The following is a 19,606-nucleotide window of genomic DNA, read 5'->3' as shown; positions in this document are numbered from 1 at the left end:
CGTCACACAGGCCAGAAGGCACCCCAGCAACGCCAGCCGACACGTCATGTTCCTGTTTTCCCACAACTGACGCCCGTAGGGCAGGGTGGGCATCCCTCCTCGCTGGGCTAGAGTGTCGTCATGGAGATGGCGGAGTTCATCGCGTCGCGCCGGCCTCGCTGGGAGAAGCTCGAACGGCTGCTGGACCAGTCGGAGACCCGGGGCCTCCGGGGCCTGAGCCTGGAGGACGCGCGGACGCTGGGGAAGCTCTACCGCGCCGTGTCGAGCGACCTGCTCTGGGTCCGGGCGCGCAGCGGTTCGGCGGACGTGAGCGCGTACCTCAATGATTTGGTGGGCCGGGCCTATGCGCTGACCTACCCGGGGCGGCGTCCCCGGTTCGCGGACGTGTGGGGCTTCGTGGCCCGGGGCTTCCCGGCGCTCTTCCACCGCGAGGTGCGCATGTACCTCGCCGCGGTGCTGCTGTTCCTCGCGGGCGGGGGCTTCGGCTACCTGGGGATGCTGGTGGACCCGGAGGCGGCGCACTACCTGGTGCCCGCCGAGCACCTGGACCTGGACCCCGTCCAGCGCGCCGCCGACGAGGCGAAGGGCGAGGGGATGACGGCCGACCAGCAGGCCCATTTCTCATCGTACCTCTTCACGCACAACATCCAGGTGGCCTTCCTGGCCTTCGCCCTGGGCGTGACGCTGGGGTTGGGCACGGCCATCATGCTGTTCGTCAATGGACTGTTCCTGGGGGCGCTGGCGCAGGTGTACGCGGCGAAGGGCATGGCCGGCTGGTTCTGGGCGTGGATCCTCCCGCACGGCATCCCCGAGGTGACGGCCATCTGCATCGCGGGCGCGGCGGGGCTCGTCATCGCGCGCGGGCTGGTGGCCCCCAAGGGTCTCACCCGGGGACAGGCGCTGCGCCTGGAGGCGGTGACGGCGGTGAAGCTGCTGTTCGGGACGCTCGCGCTGTTCGTGCTCGCGGGCTTCATCGAGGGCACCGTGTCGCAGATCCATCCGCCCAGGCTGTCGGTGGCCTTCAAGGTGACGTTCGCCCTGGTGGTGGGCTCGGGCGTCTATGCGTACCTGTTCTCGGACTGGCTCCGAGACTCCCACCCGGCCGGGCCGGGCCCGGACGCTCCCCCGGCGTCCTGACGGGCATCGTGGGCGACGGGGCCGTGCTACACGGGGCGGGTGCTGCTCCTGCCCCCGCTGCCGCCCCTGCCCGAGGTCCTCATCGAGTGCCCCCGCTTCTCGTTCGTGAAGCGGCGGGCGGATGGCTCGGTGGACTTCGTGTCGCCGGTGCCGTGTCCGTACAACTACGGCAGCATCCCGGGGCTCGTGGCGGATGATGGAGACCCGCTCGACGCGGTGGTGCTGGGCGCGCGGCTCGCTCGCGGGCAGCGGGTGCGGCTGCCGGTGGTGGGCGTGCTGGGCTTCGTCGACTCGGGGCGGGGCGACCCGAAGGTGATTTGCGGCGCGGCCCCGATGAGCGCCGCCGAGCGCGCGGGACTGGAGTCCTTCTTCCGCGTCTACGCGCTCTTCAAGCGGGGCCTGCACCTGGTGCGCGGCAACGACACCGACACCCGCTTCACGGGGTGGCTGCCGGTTCCGTCAGTGTCTTCCGCATCCTGAGGACGCGGTAGCTCAGCTCGCCCAGCGCCATCGGCCCCACCCACGTCTCCGGCTGGAAGCCCTCGCGCGTCCAGAAGCGCAGCGCCGCCGGGTTGGGCTCGGCCACGCCCACGCGCAGCACGTGCTGGCCCGAGGCGCGCAGCCAGTCCTCGTAGCCCGCGAGCAACCCCGCGCCCAGCCCGTGTCCCCGCGCCCCGGGCTCCAGGAGCAGCAGGCCGAGGTACGCCTCGCCTCGCGTCGGGAAGTCCTGGAGCCCCTCGAAGAGGCCCACCCACGCGCCCGTCGGGTCCACGAGGGCGAGCAGGTGCCCCTCCTCGGGCGTCACGCCAGGAGGACGCTCCAGGGTGAGTCGAAGGGCCTCGTCCGCACGCGCGGGGCGGCCGTAGCACAGACGGAAGAAGTCCTCGCAGCGCTCCATCAGCGGCTGGAAGCGCTCGGCCTCGGCGTCGCCGATGCGGTGCGCGGCGACGTCGCCGGATTGAAAGAGCGGGTGCATGGCGGGGTTAGAGGACGCCCCGGGCCTTGATGTCGAGGTAGCGGTTGACGGCCGCGAGGCTCAGGTCATCCGGCTGCACGTCGAGCATCTGCACGCCACCCTGGCTCACCCGCGCCTTGAGCACCTCGCGGTCCGTGAGCAGCTCCGAGGCCACCGCGTGCTGGAAAGACTCCTCGGGGCCCGGAGGCGGCGTGCGCAGGAGCTTCTGCAGCGCCGTGTCCTTCACCGACAAGCACAGGGGCACGTGCCGCCGCGCGAGCCGGTGGAGCGGGGCCACCATGGTGGACGCCTGCTCCTCGTCGAGGAAGTCCGTGAAGACGCACAGCAGGCTGCGCCGCGTGAGGCGGACGTTCAGCTCCTTGAAGAGGGCCAGATAATCCACGTACGTGAGGCTGGGCGTCGTGGAGTAGAGCGCGTCCACCATCTTCCGGTACTGCGTGCGCCCCGCCGCGGGCGGCAGGTACGTCTTCACGCCGTCGGCGAAGACGGCGAGCCCCACCCGGTCTCCGTTGCGCACGGCGACGAAGGCCAGGAAGAGCGCGGCGTTCACCGCGTGGTCCAGCTTGGTGAGCCCGTCCACCTGCGCGGCCATGGAGCGGCCCGCGTCCACGCAGATGAGGATGGACTGCGAGCGCTCCGACTCCAGCACCCGCGTCACCGGCCGTCCGCGACGGGCCGTGGCCTTCCAGTCCACGTCGCGCGCGCTGTCTCCCTGCGCGTAGTCGCGCAGTCGCGCGAACTCACTGCCGCGTCCGTCACGGCGAAGTTGCCGCAGGCCCAGGTTCACCAGGTCCAGCGCGGCGCCGGACAGGAGCAGTCGGCTGGCGCCTCGCAGGTCCGGGTACACCGAGAGGGTCTGCGTGGTGGGGAACACGCGCTCGTGGAGGACGAGCCCCAGCGGGCCCGACACGCGCGCGGTCACCTCCGTGAAGTCGAAGCGGCCTCGCCTCGCGGGCGTCACCCGGTACACCCAGCGCGTCTCGCTGTCCGGGGGCAGCTCCAGCGTGGCCTCGTCGGGCACGGCGGTGAAGGACTCCGGCACGCCGTCCTTGACGCGCACCCGGGCCGTCCGGCCGCCCCGGTGCACCAGCCGCAGCTCCACCTTGTTGGGCACGCCCACGTTGAGCCGCTGCGGCAACACGCGCCGCGCCTCCAGCCGCACCGCGCGCGCCCACAGGAAGTCCAGCACGGCGAGCGCCAGGGCCAGCGCGTCCAACGCCAGCACGGCGCCGCCCAGGCCGGGGAAGAACCCCGCGGCCATCATGGGCACGGCCAGCAGCGCGAACAGCGCCCAGAGGCGCCCGGTCGGAATCACCGGGGGACCTCCACCGCCTGCACCACCTCGCGCAGCACGTCCGACGGCGTGGCTCCGTCCAGCTCCGCGTCCGGCGACAGCAGCAGCCGGTGCTTCAGCACGGGGCCCGCCAGGAAGCGCACGTCGTCCGGCGTGACGAAGTTGCGCCCGCGCAGGGCGGCCAGGGCCTTGGACGCGAGCAAGAGGTGCACGCCCGCGCGAGGACCCGCGCCCAGGCGGATGCGACTGGAGGTCCGCGTCGCCGCCACCAGCTTGCGGATGTAGCCCAGCACCGGCGGCTCCACGTTGACCTCGTTGAGCGCGGCGCGCGCACCCAGGAGGCCCTCCTTCGTCACCGCCGGGCGCACCCCCGCGCGCGCCAGGTCGCCGGCGTCGAAGCCGCGGTGCACGGAGGCGAGGATGGCGTCCTCCTCCTCGGGCGCGGGGTAGCCCACGTCGATCTTCAGGAGGAAGCGGTCCAGCTGCGCCTCGGGCAGCGGGTACGTGCCCTCCGACTCCACCGGGTTCTGCGTGGCGAACACCGTGAAGAGGGGGGACAGCGGCAGGTTTCGGCCCTCGAGCGAGACGCCGCGCTCCTGCATGGCCTCCAGCAGCGCGGACTGCGTCTTGGCCGGGGCGCGGTTGATTTCATCGGCCAGCAGCAGGTCCGTGAAGATGGGGCCCTTCACGAGCACGAAGCCCTGGGACTTCAAGTCGAACACGCTGGTGCCCAGGATGTCCGCGGGCATCAGGTCCGGGGTGAACTGGATGCGCTTGAAGTCCGAGCCGATGCTGCGCGCGAGCGCCTTGGCCATCAGCGTCTTGGCCACGCCGGGCACGCCCTCCAGCAGCACGTGGCCGCCGGCGATGAGGCCGCAGAGCATCAGCTCCAGCACCTCGTCCTGGCCCACCACGGCCTTGCGCACCTCGCGCAGCACGCCCTCGCGGATGGCATGGGCGGCCTGCACGGCGGAGCCGGTCTGGACGAGCGGGGAGGCGGGGTCGTTCGCGTTCATGGGGTACCGGAAGTGCTGCGCCGGGCCTGGCCGGCGGGGTGGAGACCTTGCCGCAGCGTGGCCGCTCGCGCGGTGAGCTGCTGGAGGTCGGAGTCGTTGTTCACCGTGTCGGCCCGGCCGACCACTTCGCGCAGGCCGCGCGCGAGGTCCTCCCGGCCGCGCTCCTGCAGCGCCTCCGAGACGGCCTTGGGCGCCGCGTGCGCGGGCAGGCCCGCGTGCAGCGCGAACTCCTGGGTGAGCCCTCGGGCGACCAGCTTCGCCGCGAAGCCGTGGTGGCGTCCCTCGCGGTACAGCCGCGCCATGGCGAACAGGGCATCGGTGGCGCCCACGCGCACGGACTCGGGCGGAGGGCGGGGGCGGCCGAAGCGCTTGAGCGCCACGGACCACAGCGCCACGCCCGCGAGCAGCTGGAGCACCGCGAAGTGCAGGCCGTAGCGGCGCGCGAAGTCGACGACGGAGCGCTCGTTGGTGAAGCCGTGGTGGAACTCGTCGAACTCGTACGGGCCGGGGCCCAGCGCCGCCAGGGCGGAGAGCCAGAACTGCGCGTTGTCCGCGCGCGACAGCGCCACGTTCATCGCCAGCTCCGGTGCGCCCAGCACCAGCACCCGGCCCTGGCCGTGAGGCACCACCGCCGCCACCATGCGTCCCAGGCGCTCGTCCTCGAGGACCGGCACCGCGGTCGTCGGCAGCTCCAGGTACGCCTGCACCTTCACCTCCACCCGCTCCACGCCGAGCGTGTAGGGGGAGGGGAAGGGGGGCACCAGCGTGCGCATGGGCAGCGTCGTGTCGGCCTTGATGAGCTTCACGCTCAAGGCGTCGAGCAGCGGGTTCTCCCGCGAGCCCCAGGGGACGTAGACGGCGGAGCCGCCCGCGGACACGTGCGTGAGCAGCTCCGTCACCTCGCGGTCGTCGAGTGCGCTGGCGCGGAAGGTGTTGAAGCCCGTGCGCGGCACGTCCTCGTCACCCAGACCGGCGTCCGGCTCGGCGGCGAGCTGCGTCTGCTCCAGGTCATCCTCGCGAGCGCCCTGCACCTCCACCGCGAGCAGCACCGGTGTCGTCGAGCCCGTCGTGCCGATGCGCAGGTCCGCCATGCGGCGAGTCACCGGCAGGCCGCTCTCCTCCGCCAGGAGGTACAGCGCGCGCGCGCCATCTTCCTGCGCGCGGTAGGTGGACAGCGTGTCGGCGAACTCGCCACGACGCGCGCTCGAGATCAGCATCGAACCGAGCACCACGGTGAGCACCAGGCCGCCCACCGCGAGCAATGGGAGGCGGTCACGCACCGGCGGCCTCCCGGCGAGGGCGCGCGGTGCGCATCGACGTACTGACCACGGCGAGCACCCCATGGCCCACCATCAGCTCGAGGCGGCGGTCACGCACCGGCGGCCTCCTGGGGCGTGGGGGCGGCGAGCATCGGCGCGCTGAGGGCGCGGAACTCCTGGTAGCCGCTGCTGCCCACCGGCGTGTTGCCGTACCACGCGAAGTCGAAGCGCAGCGTCAGCTCCCGGAAGCGGGGCTTCCACTCCATGCGCCCCTTGAACTGGCTCAGGTAGTCCCAGTTGGACAGCGTCACGTCGTAGAGGATCGCGCCGTCGCGGTGCAGTCGGGACAGCAGTGCCAGGTAGAGGCTGCGCACCGCCTCGCGATACTCGCCCTTCGCGGCCAGCTCGTCCGCGAGCTGCGCCCAGCCCTCCGGCGGACGCGACAGCGCATGGCCCGCGTCCCCCGCGAGCGTCGAGGCGTCCAGGGTGGACACCTCCAGCCCCTCGCCCGCCTTGCGGCGCACGTTCTTCTTCAGCGCGCTCCAGAGCACATACAGCAGCACCGCCACCGTCAGCGTCGCGATGACCACCACCAGCGTGTTGGCCACGGCGCCACCGGACACGACGGGCGGCGTGAAGTTCCGCGTGGGCGGCGCCTCGTCCCGCTCGAAGAGCTTCTTGAGGAACTCCCCCAGCCAGGTCGTGAAGCGGCGCCACCAGTCGGGAGGCTGGGTTGGCTCCGGGGGCTCCTCGGCGGCCTTCTCCACCGGCGGCGCCACCGCGAACTCCGGCCGCGCCAGGATGTCCCGCGCCCGCGCCGAGGCCTGTCGCGCATCCACGGCCGCCTGCGCCTGCACCGTCCGCGAGCCCTGCTCCAGCCCCTGCTCCAGCGTGCCGAGCGCCGAGTCACAGTCCTCGTCGTCGTAGGCCTGCCGCTCCACCGCGCGCACCAGCCGGTCCAGCTTGCCGCGCTCACCCGTCCCCAGCGCCCCCAGCTTCTCGAAGCGCGCGTCCTCCTCCGGACCCGCGCCCTCGCACACCGTGGCCACCTGGCCCAGCCGACGCACGGCCTCGCGGCTCGACGTCACCGGCGCGCGAGGCGCGTCCTCCTGCGCCCGCGCCGGCGTGCCCGTCAGCAGCCCCAGCCCCAACACCACCGCGAGCATCGCCGCGCTCCGCTGTCCCAGGGGCTTGCCCGTGGAGCGCGGGGGCAGCTGCTGCGCCGCGGCCAGCAGGTCCAACCCCTCCTGGCGCACGCGCCCGTCGACGAGCAGCAGCGTGGCCGTCGCGGCGCGCACGGGCTCGAACAGCGTGAAGGTGAGGGCGGCCAGGAACAGCAGCCACGGCATGTTGTCCAGCGAGGCGTAACGCTCCGCGAACGTCAGGTCCACGCCCAACAGCTTGCGCGCCATCATGAGCAGGAAGTTCAGGCCGATGTGCAGGTTGAAGAACACCAGCACCTGCACGGACATGAGGAAGCGCACCTTCAGCGCCGTGCCTCGCGCCGGGCCCAGGAGCCGCGAGCACTGCCCGTACAGCCGCAGCACCGAGCCGCGCCCCTCCATCACGGCCGCGTAGCCCACGCTCTGCGCCGACACGACGAAGAACGCGATGCCCAGCGTCAGGTTGAACAGCAGCCAGTTGAAGACGAAGAGGTACGCCACCGCGACGAAGATCGAGGGCAGCCTTGCCAGCACCGCCTTCAGCGAGGCCCACGTGGTGGGCTCCGCCGGGCCCAGCAACACCGCCTGCACATGGTGCGCGGCCGCGCTCTGGCCCACGCCCCGCGCGAACCACGCGAGGGTGAACGCCAGCGACGGCAGCACCAGCGAGTGCCCCATCCGCGCCGCCTCCGCCAGGTACAGCACGGACGCGATGACGGCGGCTCCCCCCGGCAGCGTGAGGGCCCAGACGCCCGTGCTCCGGGCGCACAGGCGCAGCGCCGCGTCCATCACCGCGATGGCGTTCCGGGGCCGCAACTCGAGCGCGGAGACGGCCATGGCTCAGCCCATCACCAGGTGGAGCGTCATGTAGACCGCCCCCCAGACGATGCCCAGGCCCGCCACGGCGAGCAGGCCGCTGCCGACCGTCCACTCGCGTCGCTCGGCGGGGCCCTCGAGCGCCTGGAGGCGTCGCCCCAGGCAGCTCGCGCAGCGGTTGATGCCCTCGAACTGCGTGGTGCACTCCCGGCAGATGACCCGCCGGCACTCCACGCAGACACCGAGGCCGGCGCGCTCCGGGTGGTAGTGGCAGCGGCCCGAGCCCTGAATCATGCCGCCACCTTAAGCAGAGCCGGGCCCGCCACACCACCCCCAGCGCGCGGCTCAGAGCTCGTCGAGGAACTCGTCGTTGTAGGTGTAGCGCGACAGCCGCTTCACCAGGGCCTCCATCGCCTCCACGGGCTTCACCGCGAAGAGCATCTGCCGCAGCTTCTTCACCTTCTCGTACTCGCGCTGGGTGAAGAGCTTCTCCTCCTTGCGCGTGCCGGACTGGGCGATGTTGACCGCGGGGAAGACGCGCTTCTCGGCGAGCAGGCGGTCCAGGGTGACCTCGGAGTTACCCGTGCCCTTGAACTCCTCGAAGATGACCTCGTCCATGCGGCTGCCGGTGTCGATGAGCGCCGTGCCGATGATGGTGAGCGAGCCCGCCTCCTCGGTCGCCCGCGCGGCGCCGAAGATGCGCTTGGGGCGCTCCAGCGCGCGGCTGTCCACGCCGCCGGACATGGTGCGGCCGGAGTTGTCGACCTCCTTGTTGAAGGCGCGCGCCAGCCGTGTAATCGAGTCCAGCAGGATGACCACGTCCTTGCCCGTCTCCACCAGGCGCCGGGCGCGCTCCAGCGCCAGCTCCGCCACCTTGAGGTGGTCCCCGGTGGGCCGGTCCGAGCTGGACGCGAGCACCTCCGCCTTGATGCTGCGGCGCATGTCCGTCACTTCCTCGGGCCGCTCGTCGATGAGCACCACCATGACGTGCGCCTCCGGGTGGTTGGAGATGACCGCCTGGGCGATGCGCTGGAGCATGATGGTCTTGCCCGTCTTCGGGGGCGCGACGATGAGCGCGCGCTGTCCCTTGCCGATGGGCGAGATGAGGTCCAGCACCCGGGTCACCATCTCCTTGTGACCGTTCTCCAGCTTGAGCCGCTCGGTGGGGTCCACCGACGTCAGGTCCGCGAAGTGCGGCAGCCGGGACACGCCCTCCAGCGGGCGGCCGTCCACCGTGTCCACCTTCTGGATGATGCCCTTGTTGCCGCGCATCTGCGCGAAGGCCGTCAGGTACTGGCCCTGACGCAGCCGCAGCTTCTGCACCAGGTTCTTGGGCAGCTCCGGGTCGTCCGGCGCCGCCAGCAGGTTGCGCTTGAGCTGGCGCAGGAACGCGTTGGGCCCCTTGACCTCGGTGTCCAGCACGCCCTCCACCGGCGCCAGGTTGGACTGCTGCTGCGCCTGACCCTGGCCGCCGTGGTGCTGGCGCTGATGCTGCTGGCCGCCGCCGTGGCCCTGATGCTGCTGCTGTTGCTGGGGCTGCTGCTGGCCCTGCTGTTGCTGCTGCGCCTGGCGCTGCTTGTACTGCTCCAACTCCTGCGGCGTCAGGAAGACCTGGACCTGCTGGCCGTCCGGGCCCGCCGTCATGCGGTACGCCTGACCCTCCGGCGTGAAGAGCACCTGCGCGCCACGACGACGACGGCGCCGACGGCGGCGGCGTCCCCCGGGCTGACCGGGCTGGCCGCCCGACGCGGAGGCGCCTCCGCCTTCGCCCTCGTCGCCACCCTCGTCGTCGCCTTCGTCGCCGTCGTCATCCGCCTCGGGAGGAGGGACGGGACGGGCAGCCGCGGGCGGCGGGGTGGCATCACGGGGGTCGCGGTTATCGGAGTTTTCGCTCATGAGGTTTCCAGACCGTGTGCGCCCCTCACGGGCCATCCCGAGGGGAGGGCGGGGGGACGCAGGGTGACTCAGGCTGTGGGACAGGAAGCCGGGCGCGGGGCCTTCGAGATACGCGAAAGGCCGAACCGCCGGTCCCTGGAACACCCTGGTGGCCCAAGGCCGACCGGAGTGCGGAGACAACACTAACAGAGGAGGCTCGCGGCGCTCCCGGTTTTTTCAGCCGGTGTTGGCGGGCCGACCTCGCGGCCCGCCTGGGGGTTGCTCAGCGGACGGTGAGGGTGAAGGGCATCATCGCCTTCATCCCCGGGCGCAGCATCTCCAGGTCCACGCCCGCCTGCCGCGCCAGCTCCCGCAGGGCGGACGGGAAGGGCTCCACGGGAGCGGGCAGCAGGGCGAGCGCCGCCTGCACGCCCGGCTCCCCGCCCAGGCTGGAGAAGAAGCCGCGCGCCTCGCCCATCAGCACCAGGTCCAGCTCCTCCGACGCCGGGACGCCCGCGTGGCGGCGGGCCGACTCCACCGCGTCCTGCAGGCCGCCCAGCCGGTCCACCAGCCCTCGCGCCAGGGCGTCATTGCCGCTCCACACCCGGCCGCGCGCCACGGCGTCCACCTCCGCCTTGTCCTTCTTGCGCACCTTGGCGACCTCGGTGATGAACATGTCATAGGACGTGTCCACCCACTGCTGCACCGCGGCCTGCTGCTCGGGCGTCCACGCCTTCCACATGCCGAAGACGTCCGCCATGGGCGAGCGCGAGAGGGTCTGCTGGCTCACGCCGAGCTTCTCGCCCAACAGGCCCTCCAGCGCGGGCTTGAAGTAGAAGACGCCGATGCTGCCGGTGATCGTCGTGGGCAGCGCGAGCACCTCCGTGGCGCCCATGGCCGCGTAGTAGCCGCCGGAGGCCGCCGCGTCGCCCATGGAGGCGATGACGGGCTTCACCTTCGCCGCGTCCACCACCGCCTGGTACATCAGGTACGAGGCCAGCACCTCGCCGCCGCCCGAGTCCACGCGCAGCACGATGGCCACCACGGACGGGTCCGACTTCGCCGCCTCCAGCGCCCGCACCACCGTCTCCGCCCCGGCGATGCGGCTGAAGCCCAGTGGGTCCTCGCGGCTCTTGCCGCCGGCAATCGTCCCCAGCACCGGCACCACCGCGACGCGGCGGCGCGTGCCCCAGCGGCCCTCGCGCTCGTCGCGCGGCGCGTACGTGGCGCTGAAGCGCCCGCCCGGCACCAGCTCGCGCACCTTGCCGTCCAGCTCCGAGGGAAGGATGAGGCCGTCCAGGAAGCCCAGCTTCAGCGCCAGCTGCGGCGTGGCCAGCCCCGCGGCCCACAGCTCGTGCAGCTTCTCCAGCGGCACGTTGCGAGCCTGGGTGACGGCGCGCTCGTACCAGGCCACCTCGTTGTCCAGGTAGGCGTTCACCACCTCGCGCGAGGCCTCGCTCGGCTCGGTGAGGGTGAGCTGCTCGGGCGCCGTCTTGTACTTGCCCACCCGCGCCACGTCCCACGTCACGCCCAGCTTCTGCATCGTCCCGCCGTACGTCTGCAGGCTCGCGGCCAGGCCGTTGATGGGCAGCGACGACTCGGGGAGCGCGTAGACGCGCTCGGCGGCGGACGCCACGAAGTAGCCCAGGTCATCCGCCGACAGCAGCACCGCCATCACCCGCTTGCCGGACGCGCGCAGCCGCAGCACCGCCTGGCGCAGCTCCTCCGCCTTGCCCCAGTCCACGCCGGGCAGGCCCTCCATCTTCAGCACCACGCCCGACAGCCGCTCGTCCTTCGCCGCCAGGTCCAGCCACCGCGACAGCCGGAGGAACGGGTCCGCCTCGCTCACGCCCAAGAGCGACAGCAGCGGACTGCCGCCGCCCGCCAGCACGTCGTTGAGGTCCAGCATCGTCACCACGCCGCCGGGCGGCCGCAGCGAGCGGTAGTTCTCCGTGGACAGGCGCACCTGCGCCACGTGGTTCGTGCCGTTCTCCCCGCCGCCCGCCGCGTAGGTGAGGCCCAGGTGGCCGGTGTCCACCGTGACGGCCAGCTGGAGCGCCAGGGGCACCGCGTCGACGAAGCCGTGGGACACGCCGCCGCCCAGCCGCAGGCCCGGAATCACCTCCGCCTGCAGCGTGTACGTGGCCTGCCCCTGGCGGAAGGCCCCCTCCGAGAAGAGCCAGTCCACGCCCAGGGTGAAGCGCTCGCCCAGCGGGCGCAGGCCCAGGCCGAAGTCGTACGCGCGCTCAATCTTGAAGGCGCCCTCCCGTGGGGCGTTGAGGTTCCTGGCCACCGCCGCCAGCGACAGGTAGCGGGCGGGCCGGGCGGTGAGGCCCACGTCGAAGGTGTCCAGCGAGTCCACGTCCTCGTCGTCCGAGCCGAACGTGTGCCAGGACGCGCCCAACTGCAGCGTGGGGGCACCCAGGGACAGTCCCAGTGACGTGCGCCGGTAGTCCGGCCCGTGGCGGGGGCGCATCCACTCCATCGACGCGCCCAGGCCCAGGCCCAACAGCTTCGCGCCCAGGAAGACGCCGTCGGCGGTGCTGTCCTGCTCGAGGTTGCGCTCGTGCAGGTAGAACAATTGACCGGAGCGCACGAAGCCCAGGCCCGCGGGGTTGAGCGACAGGGCCGTGGCTTCGTCCACCAGCGCGGCGCCGGTGGGTGGCAACGTCAGCCCCCGTGAGGGCAGGGGGGCCTGGACGATGGAGCTCGTCTGGGCGAGCGCGAGCGATGGGAGCAGCAGGAGGGCGAGCAGGCGCATAGAGCCCCGGACTCTAGGCATCGCCCGTCCGGGGACAAGCGCCTCGTGTCACCAGTCCTCGGTTCCAGACACCCCGTCGAGCGGATCATCCCCGGGCTTCTTCGCCTTCTCCTGCTTGCGCGTCCGGCCGCCGCGGTCCTCGGCGCCCCAGTCCTCGGTGCCGCCCCGGTTGTCGAGCGGATCCGAGCTGCGCACCACCTTCTCCCCGCCGCCCTCGCTGGTGTTCACCAGCTGATTCACCATGCGCTCCATCTCCGACTTGAGCTGACCGAACTCGTCGCCCTGGAGCACCACGCGCCGGCCGCCCAGCTTCCGGCCGTTGCGCAGGTCGTAGTAGCCGAGGATGAGCTCGGTGCCCTCGCCGTGGCTCCTCACCGTGCCCACCATGGCCCGCTCCAGGCCCAGCGACTTGCCCAGCCCCGCGACGCCGTTGGCCTGGCTGATGCCGCGCGACACCTCGCTGGCCACCCGGTCCAACTGCGCGTCATAGGCCTTGTACGCGGCCGTGGGCACCAGCTCCGTGCTCACCTCCACGTCATCCGGCGTCACCTCCATGAGCTGGCCGTACTGGCGGAAGCCGGGCCGCTCGACGCGCAGCAGGTGCTTGCCCACCGTCAGCGCGGGAATCGTCACCGGCGTGTACCCGGCCATCTCCCCGTCCACGTAGACGCGGGCGCCGGCGGGGCGCGACTTCACCGTGGCGCTGCCGCGCAGCTGGGACGTGCGCCCGGTGGCCACCTGCACGCGCAGGGCGATGAAGTCCCGGCTGAAGCGCTTGGGGTTGAGCTCGAAGGTGGGGGACACGGCGATGAGGTCGATGAGGACCAGCTTCGCCTCCTCCACGTCACCGCGCAGGTGCAACAGCGCCGCGTACAGCGCCAGCGACTCGCACAGAGGCGAGCAGCCGCGCATGGCCGCCGGAGCGTTCTGCAGCTCCTTGAGCGTGGCGCGCACCTTCGTCTCCGCGTCGTCGTACTCCTTCTTGTCGAAGGCGGCGGCGCTCTCCGAGTAGCCCTTGCGCGCGCGCTCCATCGCGGACTGGGCGTTGGGGTCGGCGGGCAGGCCGAAGATCTCCTCGGACTTGCGGACGGTGAACCCGGCGAAGTTCCCCAGCGCCTCGTTCATGTAGCCCTCCATCTTCACGCTGCCGGACTCGGCCGCGGGGTCCATGGGGATGAGGAGGCTGGTGGCGCGCCGCGCGGGTGCGGGGGACGCCGCCAGGGCGAGCGAGGGAAGCAGGGCGAGGACGAGGGCTCTCATGGGGTAACCTCAGAAACGAGCGACGCGAGCGGGCGAACCGTCATTCAACCCGGAGCTCAGAAGCCTGTTCCTCCGGTGATGGGGTTGAACGGGCGGCCCTTGTCCTGGGTCGCCACGAAGACGGCGCCCGCCGTGACGGCCGCGGCGCCTCCGACGACGGCCCAGAACCAGGGCCGCTTGAGCAGGGACTGGCCGGACGCGCCGCTCTCGGCGACGCGCGGGGAGATGGCGCCCTGGATGAAGTCGCGCGCCTGCTGGGCGGCGGCCTCCGGGCTCTGGTCGCGCTCGCGGCCCGACAGGTCGATGTCCACGCCGCGCAGCCGCGCCTGGGTGCGCACGTCCCACGCCTGGAGCTCCGCCTTGAGCCGGCCCTTCTTGTCCTGCGACACGGCGGCCACCACCACGTAGCGCGCATCCAGCCGGTCGGCGATGGCGGCGGTGTCCGGCGGCAAGGTCTCGCTGTCGAAGGCGGCCTGGGAACCTGCGCGCACGGAGGCGTCGCGGATGGCCGTCAGGCCCGGCCCGGGGCTGAGCTCCGCCTTCACCTGCGCGCTCGCGCCGGACTTCACCTCCGTGTACTCGGCGTGGGGCGTGTGGCCCGGCAGCGTCACCACCACGGCGTGGTGGCCGGCGGGGACCGTCACGCCCCTCAGGGGCGTCACGCCCAGCTCCTGGCCGCGCACGCTCACCTTGGCGCCCGCGGGCTTGGACTCCACCACCAGCGTGCCGGCGGGGCGCGCCCCCACCTCGGCGCGGGCGTCCTCGAAAGCCTTCTGCACGTCCTGGCCGAAGAGCGCCTTGTCCGGACGGGTGGAGGGCTCGGCCACCGCGGCGCGCACGAAGGCCGCCTTTGCGCCCGCGGCGTCGCCGTTGAGCAGCCTGGCGGCGCCCAGGAAGAGGTACGTCTCACCCAGCCGCTCCGGGCGGAAGTCGCCGGGGGACTTCTCGTACGCCTCCGCGGCGGCGCGGAACTTCGTCTCCGCGGCCTCCGGGTCCAGGTTGTCGTACGCGGCCCGGCCCTCGTCGTAGAGGCCATCCGCCTGCGTCAGCGGCGTCGGCTCCGGGGGAGGGAAGGCCGTGCCCAGGTCCACGAACGGGATGTCCCCGCCGCGCTGCAGGTGCCTCGTCAGCTCCCCCTCCAGGCGGGCAGCGGCGTCGGAGGCGGCCGGCGTGCGGGCCACCGAGAACAGCGCCACCGTGCCGGACGCCACCGCGGGGGTGTTCGCCAGCGAGGGCCGCGCGTTGGGATTGACGGGCTCGTGGGGCTTCGTCGCCGGAGGCGGCACGGGCGTGGCCACCGTGGGCTTGTCCGTGCCGACGGGCTTCTCCGGGGGCGTGGGCTGCTCGGGCTCACCGAAGACGAGCGGCTGCGGCGACTCGACGTCCTGGACGTCCGTCGGCTCGGCGGTGACCGGGCTCTTCTGGCCCTTGATGCCGGGCTTCTTCTTCGCCTTCACCACCTTGCTGGAAGGGGTGGCCTTCTTGCGCGCGGCCTTCTTGCGCGTCGTCTGGGCGTGGGCGGGGAGGACGGCCAACAGCAGCGTGAGCAGCAGGGCGAGTCGGCGAAAGGTGTTCACGGCGTCGGAATCTAGCCGAGCTAGAAAGGGCCGTCACGAGCCCCCGCCTCGGCCCTCGGGGCAACACCCGGGGTGGCGGGGACTCGCGGCAGGATGACGGATGGCTAGACGTCCAGCGCCTCGACCTCGCCGGCGCGCTCCATGATGAACCGGAAGCGGGCGCTCACGTCCCGGCCCATCAGGTCATTGATGACGCGGTCCGTCTCGATGGGGTTGTCGATGGTGACCCGCAGGCTCATCCGGTTCTTCACGTCCAGGGTGGTCTGCTTGAGCTCGTCGGCCGTCATCTCGCCCAGACCCTTGAACCGCATGATGTTGGGCTTGGCGTTGCCCTTGACCTTCTCGCGGATGATGCGGTCGCGGTCCGCCTCGTCCAGCGCCCAGTACGTCTCCTTGCCGATGTCCACGCGGAACAGGGGCGGCTGGGCGATGTGGATGGCGCCGCTCTCGATGAGCGGGCGCAGGTGGCGGTAGAAGAAGGTGAGCAGCAGCGTGGCGATGTGGTGGCCGTCGCTGTCGGCGTCCATCAGCAGGAACACGCGGCCGTATCTCAGCTTGGAGATGTCGAAGTCCGCCCCGATGCCGCAGCCCAGCGCGCTGACGATGTCCTGGAGCTCCTTGTTGCCGGCCACCTTGTCCGTGGACGCCTGCTCCGCGTTGAGCACCTTGCCGCGCAGCGGGAGGATGGCCTGGGTGCGCCTGTCCCGGCCCTGCTTGGCGGAGCCGCCTGCGGAGTCACCCTCCACCAGGAACAGCTCGCTGACGTTGGGGTCCGTGGACGAGCAGTCCGCCAGCTTGCCCGGCAGGTTGAGCCGGTGGCTGACGGCCGTCTTGCGGCTGACGGCCTGGGACGCGGCGCGGCTGGCCTCGCGGGCGCGGGCGGCCAGGATGATGCGGGCCACCACCGCCTCGGCGACGCTCTTGTTGTCGTTGAGCCACTTCTCCAGGGCGGGGCGCAGCACGCCGTCCACCTGGGCCGTCACCTCGGGGTTGTTCAGACGCGACTTCGTCTGCCCCTGGAACTGCGGCTCCACCACGTAGACGGACAGAATCGCGGTGATGCCCTCGCGGATGTCCTCCGCGGTGAGCGACACGCCCTTGGGCGTCAGGTCGTGCGTCTCGATGTAGTTGCGCACCGCCTTGACGACGGCGCCGCGCAGGCCCGCCTCGTGGGTGCCGCCCATGTTGGTGGGGATGCCGTTGACGTACGAGCGGATGTGCTCGTCGGTGGCCTCCGTCCAGCCCAGCGACGCCTCCAGCCGCACGCCGTTGTCGCGCGAGTGGTAGAACGTGGCGCTGCCCGCCGGCACCAGGGGCTTCTGCCGCTCGGCCACCACCTTGGTGAGGTACTCGGCGATGCCGCCGTCGTGCTTGTACGTGACGGACGTCGCGGGGCTGGCGGTCTCATCCTTCCAGATGACCGTCATCCCCTTGTGCAGGTAGCTCTTGGCCTCCAGCCGCTCGCGCACCAGCTCCGCGTCGAACTTCAGCTTCTCGCCGAAGATCTCCGGGTCCGGCTCGAAGGTGATGGAGGTGCCGGTGCCGCGGGCGGCGCCGTCCACCTTCAGCTGGCTGGTGGCCTTGCCGCGCGCGTACGTCTGGACGTACTTCTTGCCGTCGCGCTTGATTTCAATCGTCAGCTTGCGCGCGAGCGCGTTGACCACCGAGCTGCCCACGCCGTGCAGACCGCCGGAGTGGATGTAGTTGCCCTGCTCGAACTTGCCGCCCGCGTGCAGCGTCGTGAGGATGACCTCCACGGCGGGCTTCTTGAGCTTGGGCATGATGTCCACGGGGATGCCGCGCCCGTTGTCCACCACGGTGATGCTGCGGCCATCCTTGTGGAGCACGACCTCGACGGTGGTGGCGTGGCTGTTGATGACCTCGTCCACCGAGTTGTCGAGGATCTCCCACAGCAGGTGGTGATAACCGGTGCTGTCGGTGCCGCCGATGTACATGGCCGGGCGCTTGCGCACCGGCTCCAGGCCCTCGAGGACCTGGATGTCCGCGCCTGTGTAGCTTTCCTTCTTCGTCGCCATGGCGTCCTCTGGCTAATCCTTCTTCTCGGGCAACGGGATGAAGACGACGGGCCGGGCCACGTCCTCCACCGCGTCGCGCTTGGACATCTCGTGGCCCTTGCCGCCGCGGCCCGTCACCCCGTACTTGGCGGGAGCGAGCTGCAGCTTGCGGCCCTTCTGCGTGTCGAAATCGATCTTCGCGTCCTTCTGGTTGGGCGCGCTGACCAGGAACTCCACCACCTGGTCGTCGTCATCCACCTTGATGACGGTGACGCCCTTGCCGGGGCCGGCCAGCTCGTTGACCTCCGCCACCTTGCACACCAGGGCGTTGGTCTTCTTGGTCAGCACCGCGAGCAGGTCCTTCTCGCCCGCCTCGCGCACGCCGATGATCTCATCGCCCTCGCCCGTCTTCGCGTAGCGACGGCCGGCGCGCGTGGAGACCTCCAGGTGCGGCTCCAGGAGGAAGCGCATGCCCATGCCCTGCTTCGTCACGCCGACCAGCTTCGCCGGGGCCTCGAGCCGGGCGTCCAGCGACCAGGCGGCCACCACGCGCTCGCCGTCGTCGAACTTGAACAGCTTCTGCACCGGGTCGCCGTAGCCGGTGGATGCCGGGATGTCGTTGAAGCGGGTGACGTACGCGGTGCCGAAGTTGCTGAACAGCACCAGGTTGGCCTTGAGGCTGCCGGCCAGCACCGCCATCACCGCGTCGCCCTCGCGCAGACGGGTGGAGGACGGGTCCTTCACCTCGCGCACGCGCTTGACCCAGCCGTCGCGGGTGAGGACGACGTGGGCGTCCTCGTCCGCGATGAACGCGTCCGCGTTGAACTCCACCTCCTCGGAGCCCGCGCCGCCAATCTTCGTGCGGCGCTTGTCGTTGTACTGGCCCTTGATCTCCCCGAGCTCGTCCTTGACGGTGGACCAGACCTTCTTCTTGTCCTTGAGGATGCCCTCGATGCGCTTGATCTCCGCGCGCTTCTCCTTGAGCTCCTTCTGGACGACCAGGATCTCCAGGCGGGCCAGCTTGTAGAGCTTCATCTCCAGGATGGCGTCCACCTGGAGCTCGTCCAGCTGGAAGCGCTTCATCAGCTTCTGGGCCGCGTCCTGCTTGCCCTCGGACTGGCGGATGATGCGGATGATCTCATCCAGCGCGTCGTAGGCCTTCTCGAAGCCCTCGAGCAGGTGCACGCGCTTCTGCAGCTCGCCCAGCTCGTGCTGGAAGCGGCGCGTGACGACGGCGAAGCGGAAGTCCAGGAAGTGCTGGAGGATGTCCTTGAGGTTGAGCCGGCGCGGCGTGCCGACCTCCGGGTTGTCCTCGCTGGGGACCAGACACGTCAGGTTCACGCCGAACGTCGTCTGCAGCGGCGTGTGCTTGTAGAGGTACGCCATCACCAGCTCGGCGTTGGCGTCCTTCTTGAGCTCCAGGACGATGCGCACGTCCTTGGTGGACTCGTCGCGCACGTCCACGATGAGCGGCAGCTTCCGCTCGCGCACCAGGTCGCCGATCTTCGAGACCAGGGTGGACTTGTTCACCGTGTACGGGATGGACGTGATGATGATCTGCGTCCCGCCGCGCTTGAGCTCCTCGGTGTCCCACTCGCCGCGGATGCGCACGCTGCCCTGGCCCGTCTCGTAGATCTCCCGCAGCTCCTTCTTGTCGTTGAGGATCTGCCCGCCGGTGGGGAAGTCCGGTCCCTTGACCCACTTGAGCAGGTCCTTGGTGAGCAGCGTCGGGGTCTCGATGAGGGCCACGAGCGCGTCCACCAACTCGCCCAGGTGGTGGGGCGGGATGTTGGTCGCCATGCCCACGGCGATGCCCGTGGTGCCGTTCATCAGCAGCTGGGGCACGCGTGCGGGGATGACGATGGGCTCGTTGCGGGTGCCGTCGTAGGTGGGCCGGAAGTCCACCGTCTTGCGCTCGAGCTCCCCGAGCATCTCGGTGGCGAGCTTGTCCAGGCGGCACTCGGTGTAGCGGTAGGCGGCGGCGGAGTCGCCGTCCAGCGAGCCGAAGTTGCCGTGGCCGTCCACCAGCGGGTAGCGCAGGGAGAAGTCCTGCGCCATGCGCACGAGCGCGTCGTAGATGGAGGCGTCGCCGTGCGGGTGGTAGCGACCCATGATGGCGCCGACGACCTGGGCGCACTTCTGGTACTTCGTGTCGAACGACAGGTTCAGGTCGTTCCACATGCCGTACAGGATGCGGCGCTGCACGGGCTTGAGGCCGTCGCGCACGTCCGGCAGGGCGCGCGAGGTGATGACCGACAGCGCGTAGTTGATGTACCGGCGACGCGCCTCGTCGGCCAGCGAGGCCGGGACGAACCCATCACCCCCACCACCGGAGCCCGCGGCACCACCCCCGCCGCCCGAGCCCCCCTGCTTCTTTCGCGTCTTCAATTCGGCTTCTGCGCGCATGCTCTTCGAACCCAGGTGAGAACGTCTCGTACCCGAACGCGGTGCGTGACT

The 19,606-nt window shown here is 71.2% G+C and carries 14 protein-coding genes; 2 read left to right on the top strand and 12 right to left on the bottom strand.

The genetic code is table 11. The features are described 5' to 3' along the window. Positions 1-120 precede the first annotated feature (120 nt). Positions 121-1,137, top strand: coding sequence for a stage II sporulation protein M (locus K8625_RS15105; protein WP_223746612.1), 1,017 nt, complete (start codon positions 121-123; stop codon positions 1,135-1,137). Between the two features lie 39 nt (positions 1,138-1,176). Next, entirely contained in the window at positions 1,177-1,617 is a 441-nt protein-coding gene (locus K8625_RS15100) for an inorganic diphosphatase (RefSeq protein ID WP_223746613.1), read from the top strand. Here the strand turns inward: K8625_RS15100 and K8625_RS15095 are convergent. The 12 genes from K8625_RS15095 to K8625_RS15040 form a co-directional block, all read right to left on the bottom strand. After that, on the bottom strand, positions 1,574-2,113 hold the full coding sequence (locus K8625_RS15095; protein WP_223746614.1) for an N-acetyltransferase: 540 nt from the start codon (positions 2,111-2,113) through the stop codon (positions 1,574-1,576). The genes K8625_RS15100 and K8625_RS15095 overlap by 44 nt on opposite strands. Positions 2,114-2,120: 7 nt before the next feature. Beyond that, entirely contained in the window at positions 2,121-3,428 is a 1,308-nt protein-coding gene (locus K8625_RS15090) for a DUF58 domain-containing protein (protein WP_223746615.1), read from the bottom strand. Beyond that, a complete protein-coding gene (locus K8625_RS15085) occupies positions 3,425-4,423 on the bottom strand; it encodes a MoxR family ATPase (RefSeq protein ID WP_046712731.1) in 999 nt (332 codons plus the stop codon). Before K8625_RS15085 ends, K8625_RS15090 begins: the two co-directional genes overlap by 4 nt. Next, on the bottom strand, positions 4,420-5,703 hold the full coding sequence (locus K8625_RS15080) for a DUF4350 domain-containing protein (protein WP_223783097.1): 1,284 nt from the start codon (positions 5,701-5,703) through the stop codon (positions 4,420-4,422). The genes K8625_RS15085 and K8625_RS15080 overlap by 4 nt, the downstream gene beginning before the upstream one ends. Positions 5,704-5,792: 89 nt before the next feature. Beyond that, the gene (locus K8625_RS15075; protein ID WP_223783096.1) at positions 5,793-7,682 is read right to left on the bottom strand and encodes a DUF4129 domain-containing protein; all 1,890 of its coding nucleotides are present in this window, start codon (positions 7,680-7,682) and stop codon (positions 5,793-5,795) included. A gap of 3 nt (positions 7,683-7,685) precedes the next feature. Beyond that, positions 7,686-7,955, bottom strand: coding sequence for a hypothetical protein (locus K8625_RS15070; RefSeq protein ID WP_223746618.1), 270 nt, complete (start codon positions 7,953-7,955; stop codon positions 7,686-7,688). 51 nt (positions 7,956-8,006) lie between these two features. After that, positions 8,007-9,557, bottom strand: coding sequence for a transcription termination factor Rho (gene rho, locus K8625_RS15065; RefSeq protein WP_223783095.1), 1,551 nt, complete (start codon positions 9,555-9,557; stop codon positions 8,007-8,009). Between the two features lie 262 nt (positions 9,558-9,819). Further along, positions 9,820-12,297, bottom strand: a complete 2,478-nt coding sequence (sppA, locus tag K8625_RS15060) for a signal peptide peptidase SppA (protein ID WP_223783094.1) — start codon at positions 12,295-12,297, stop codon at positions 9,820-9,822. 48 nt (positions 12,298-12,345) lie between these two features. After that, positions 12,346-13,557, bottom strand: a complete 1,212-nt coding sequence (locus tag K8625_RS15055; protein WP_223746621.1) for a PEGA domain-containing protein — start codon at positions 13,555-13,557, stop codon at positions 12,346-12,348. A 56-nt stretch (positions 13,558-13,613) separates the two neighbouring features. Further along, entirely contained in the window at positions 13,614-15,134 is a 1,521-nt protein-coding gene (locus K8625_RS15050; protein ID WP_223783093.1) for a PEGA domain-containing protein, read from the bottom strand. A 104-nt stretch (positions 15,135-15,238) separates the two neighbouring features. After that, complete coding sequence (locus K8625_RS15045; RefSeq protein ID WP_223746623.1) at positions 15,239-17,170, bottom strand: type IIA DNA topoisomerase subunit B; 1,932 nt, start codon at positions 17,168-17,170, stop codon at positions 15,239-15,241. Positions 17,171-17,182: 12 nt separating this feature from the next. Next, on the bottom strand, positions 17,183-19,555 hold the full coding sequence (locus K8625_RS15040) for a DNA topoisomerase (ATP-hydrolyzing) subunit A (protein ID WP_223746624.1): 2,373 nt from the start codon (positions 19,553-19,555) through the stop codon (positions 17,183-17,185). Between the last annotated feature and the right edge of the window lie 51 nt (positions 19,556-19,606).

Source organism: Myxococcus sp. AS-1-15, assembly GCF_020037055.1.
In the GTDB taxonomy this organism is placed as follows: domain Bacteria; phylum Myxococcota; class Myxococcia; order Myxococcales; family Myxococcaceae; genus Myxococcus; species Myxococcus fulvus.
Note: the sequence above shows the minus strand (reverse complement) of the source record. Positions and strands in the feature narration are given on the sequence as shown.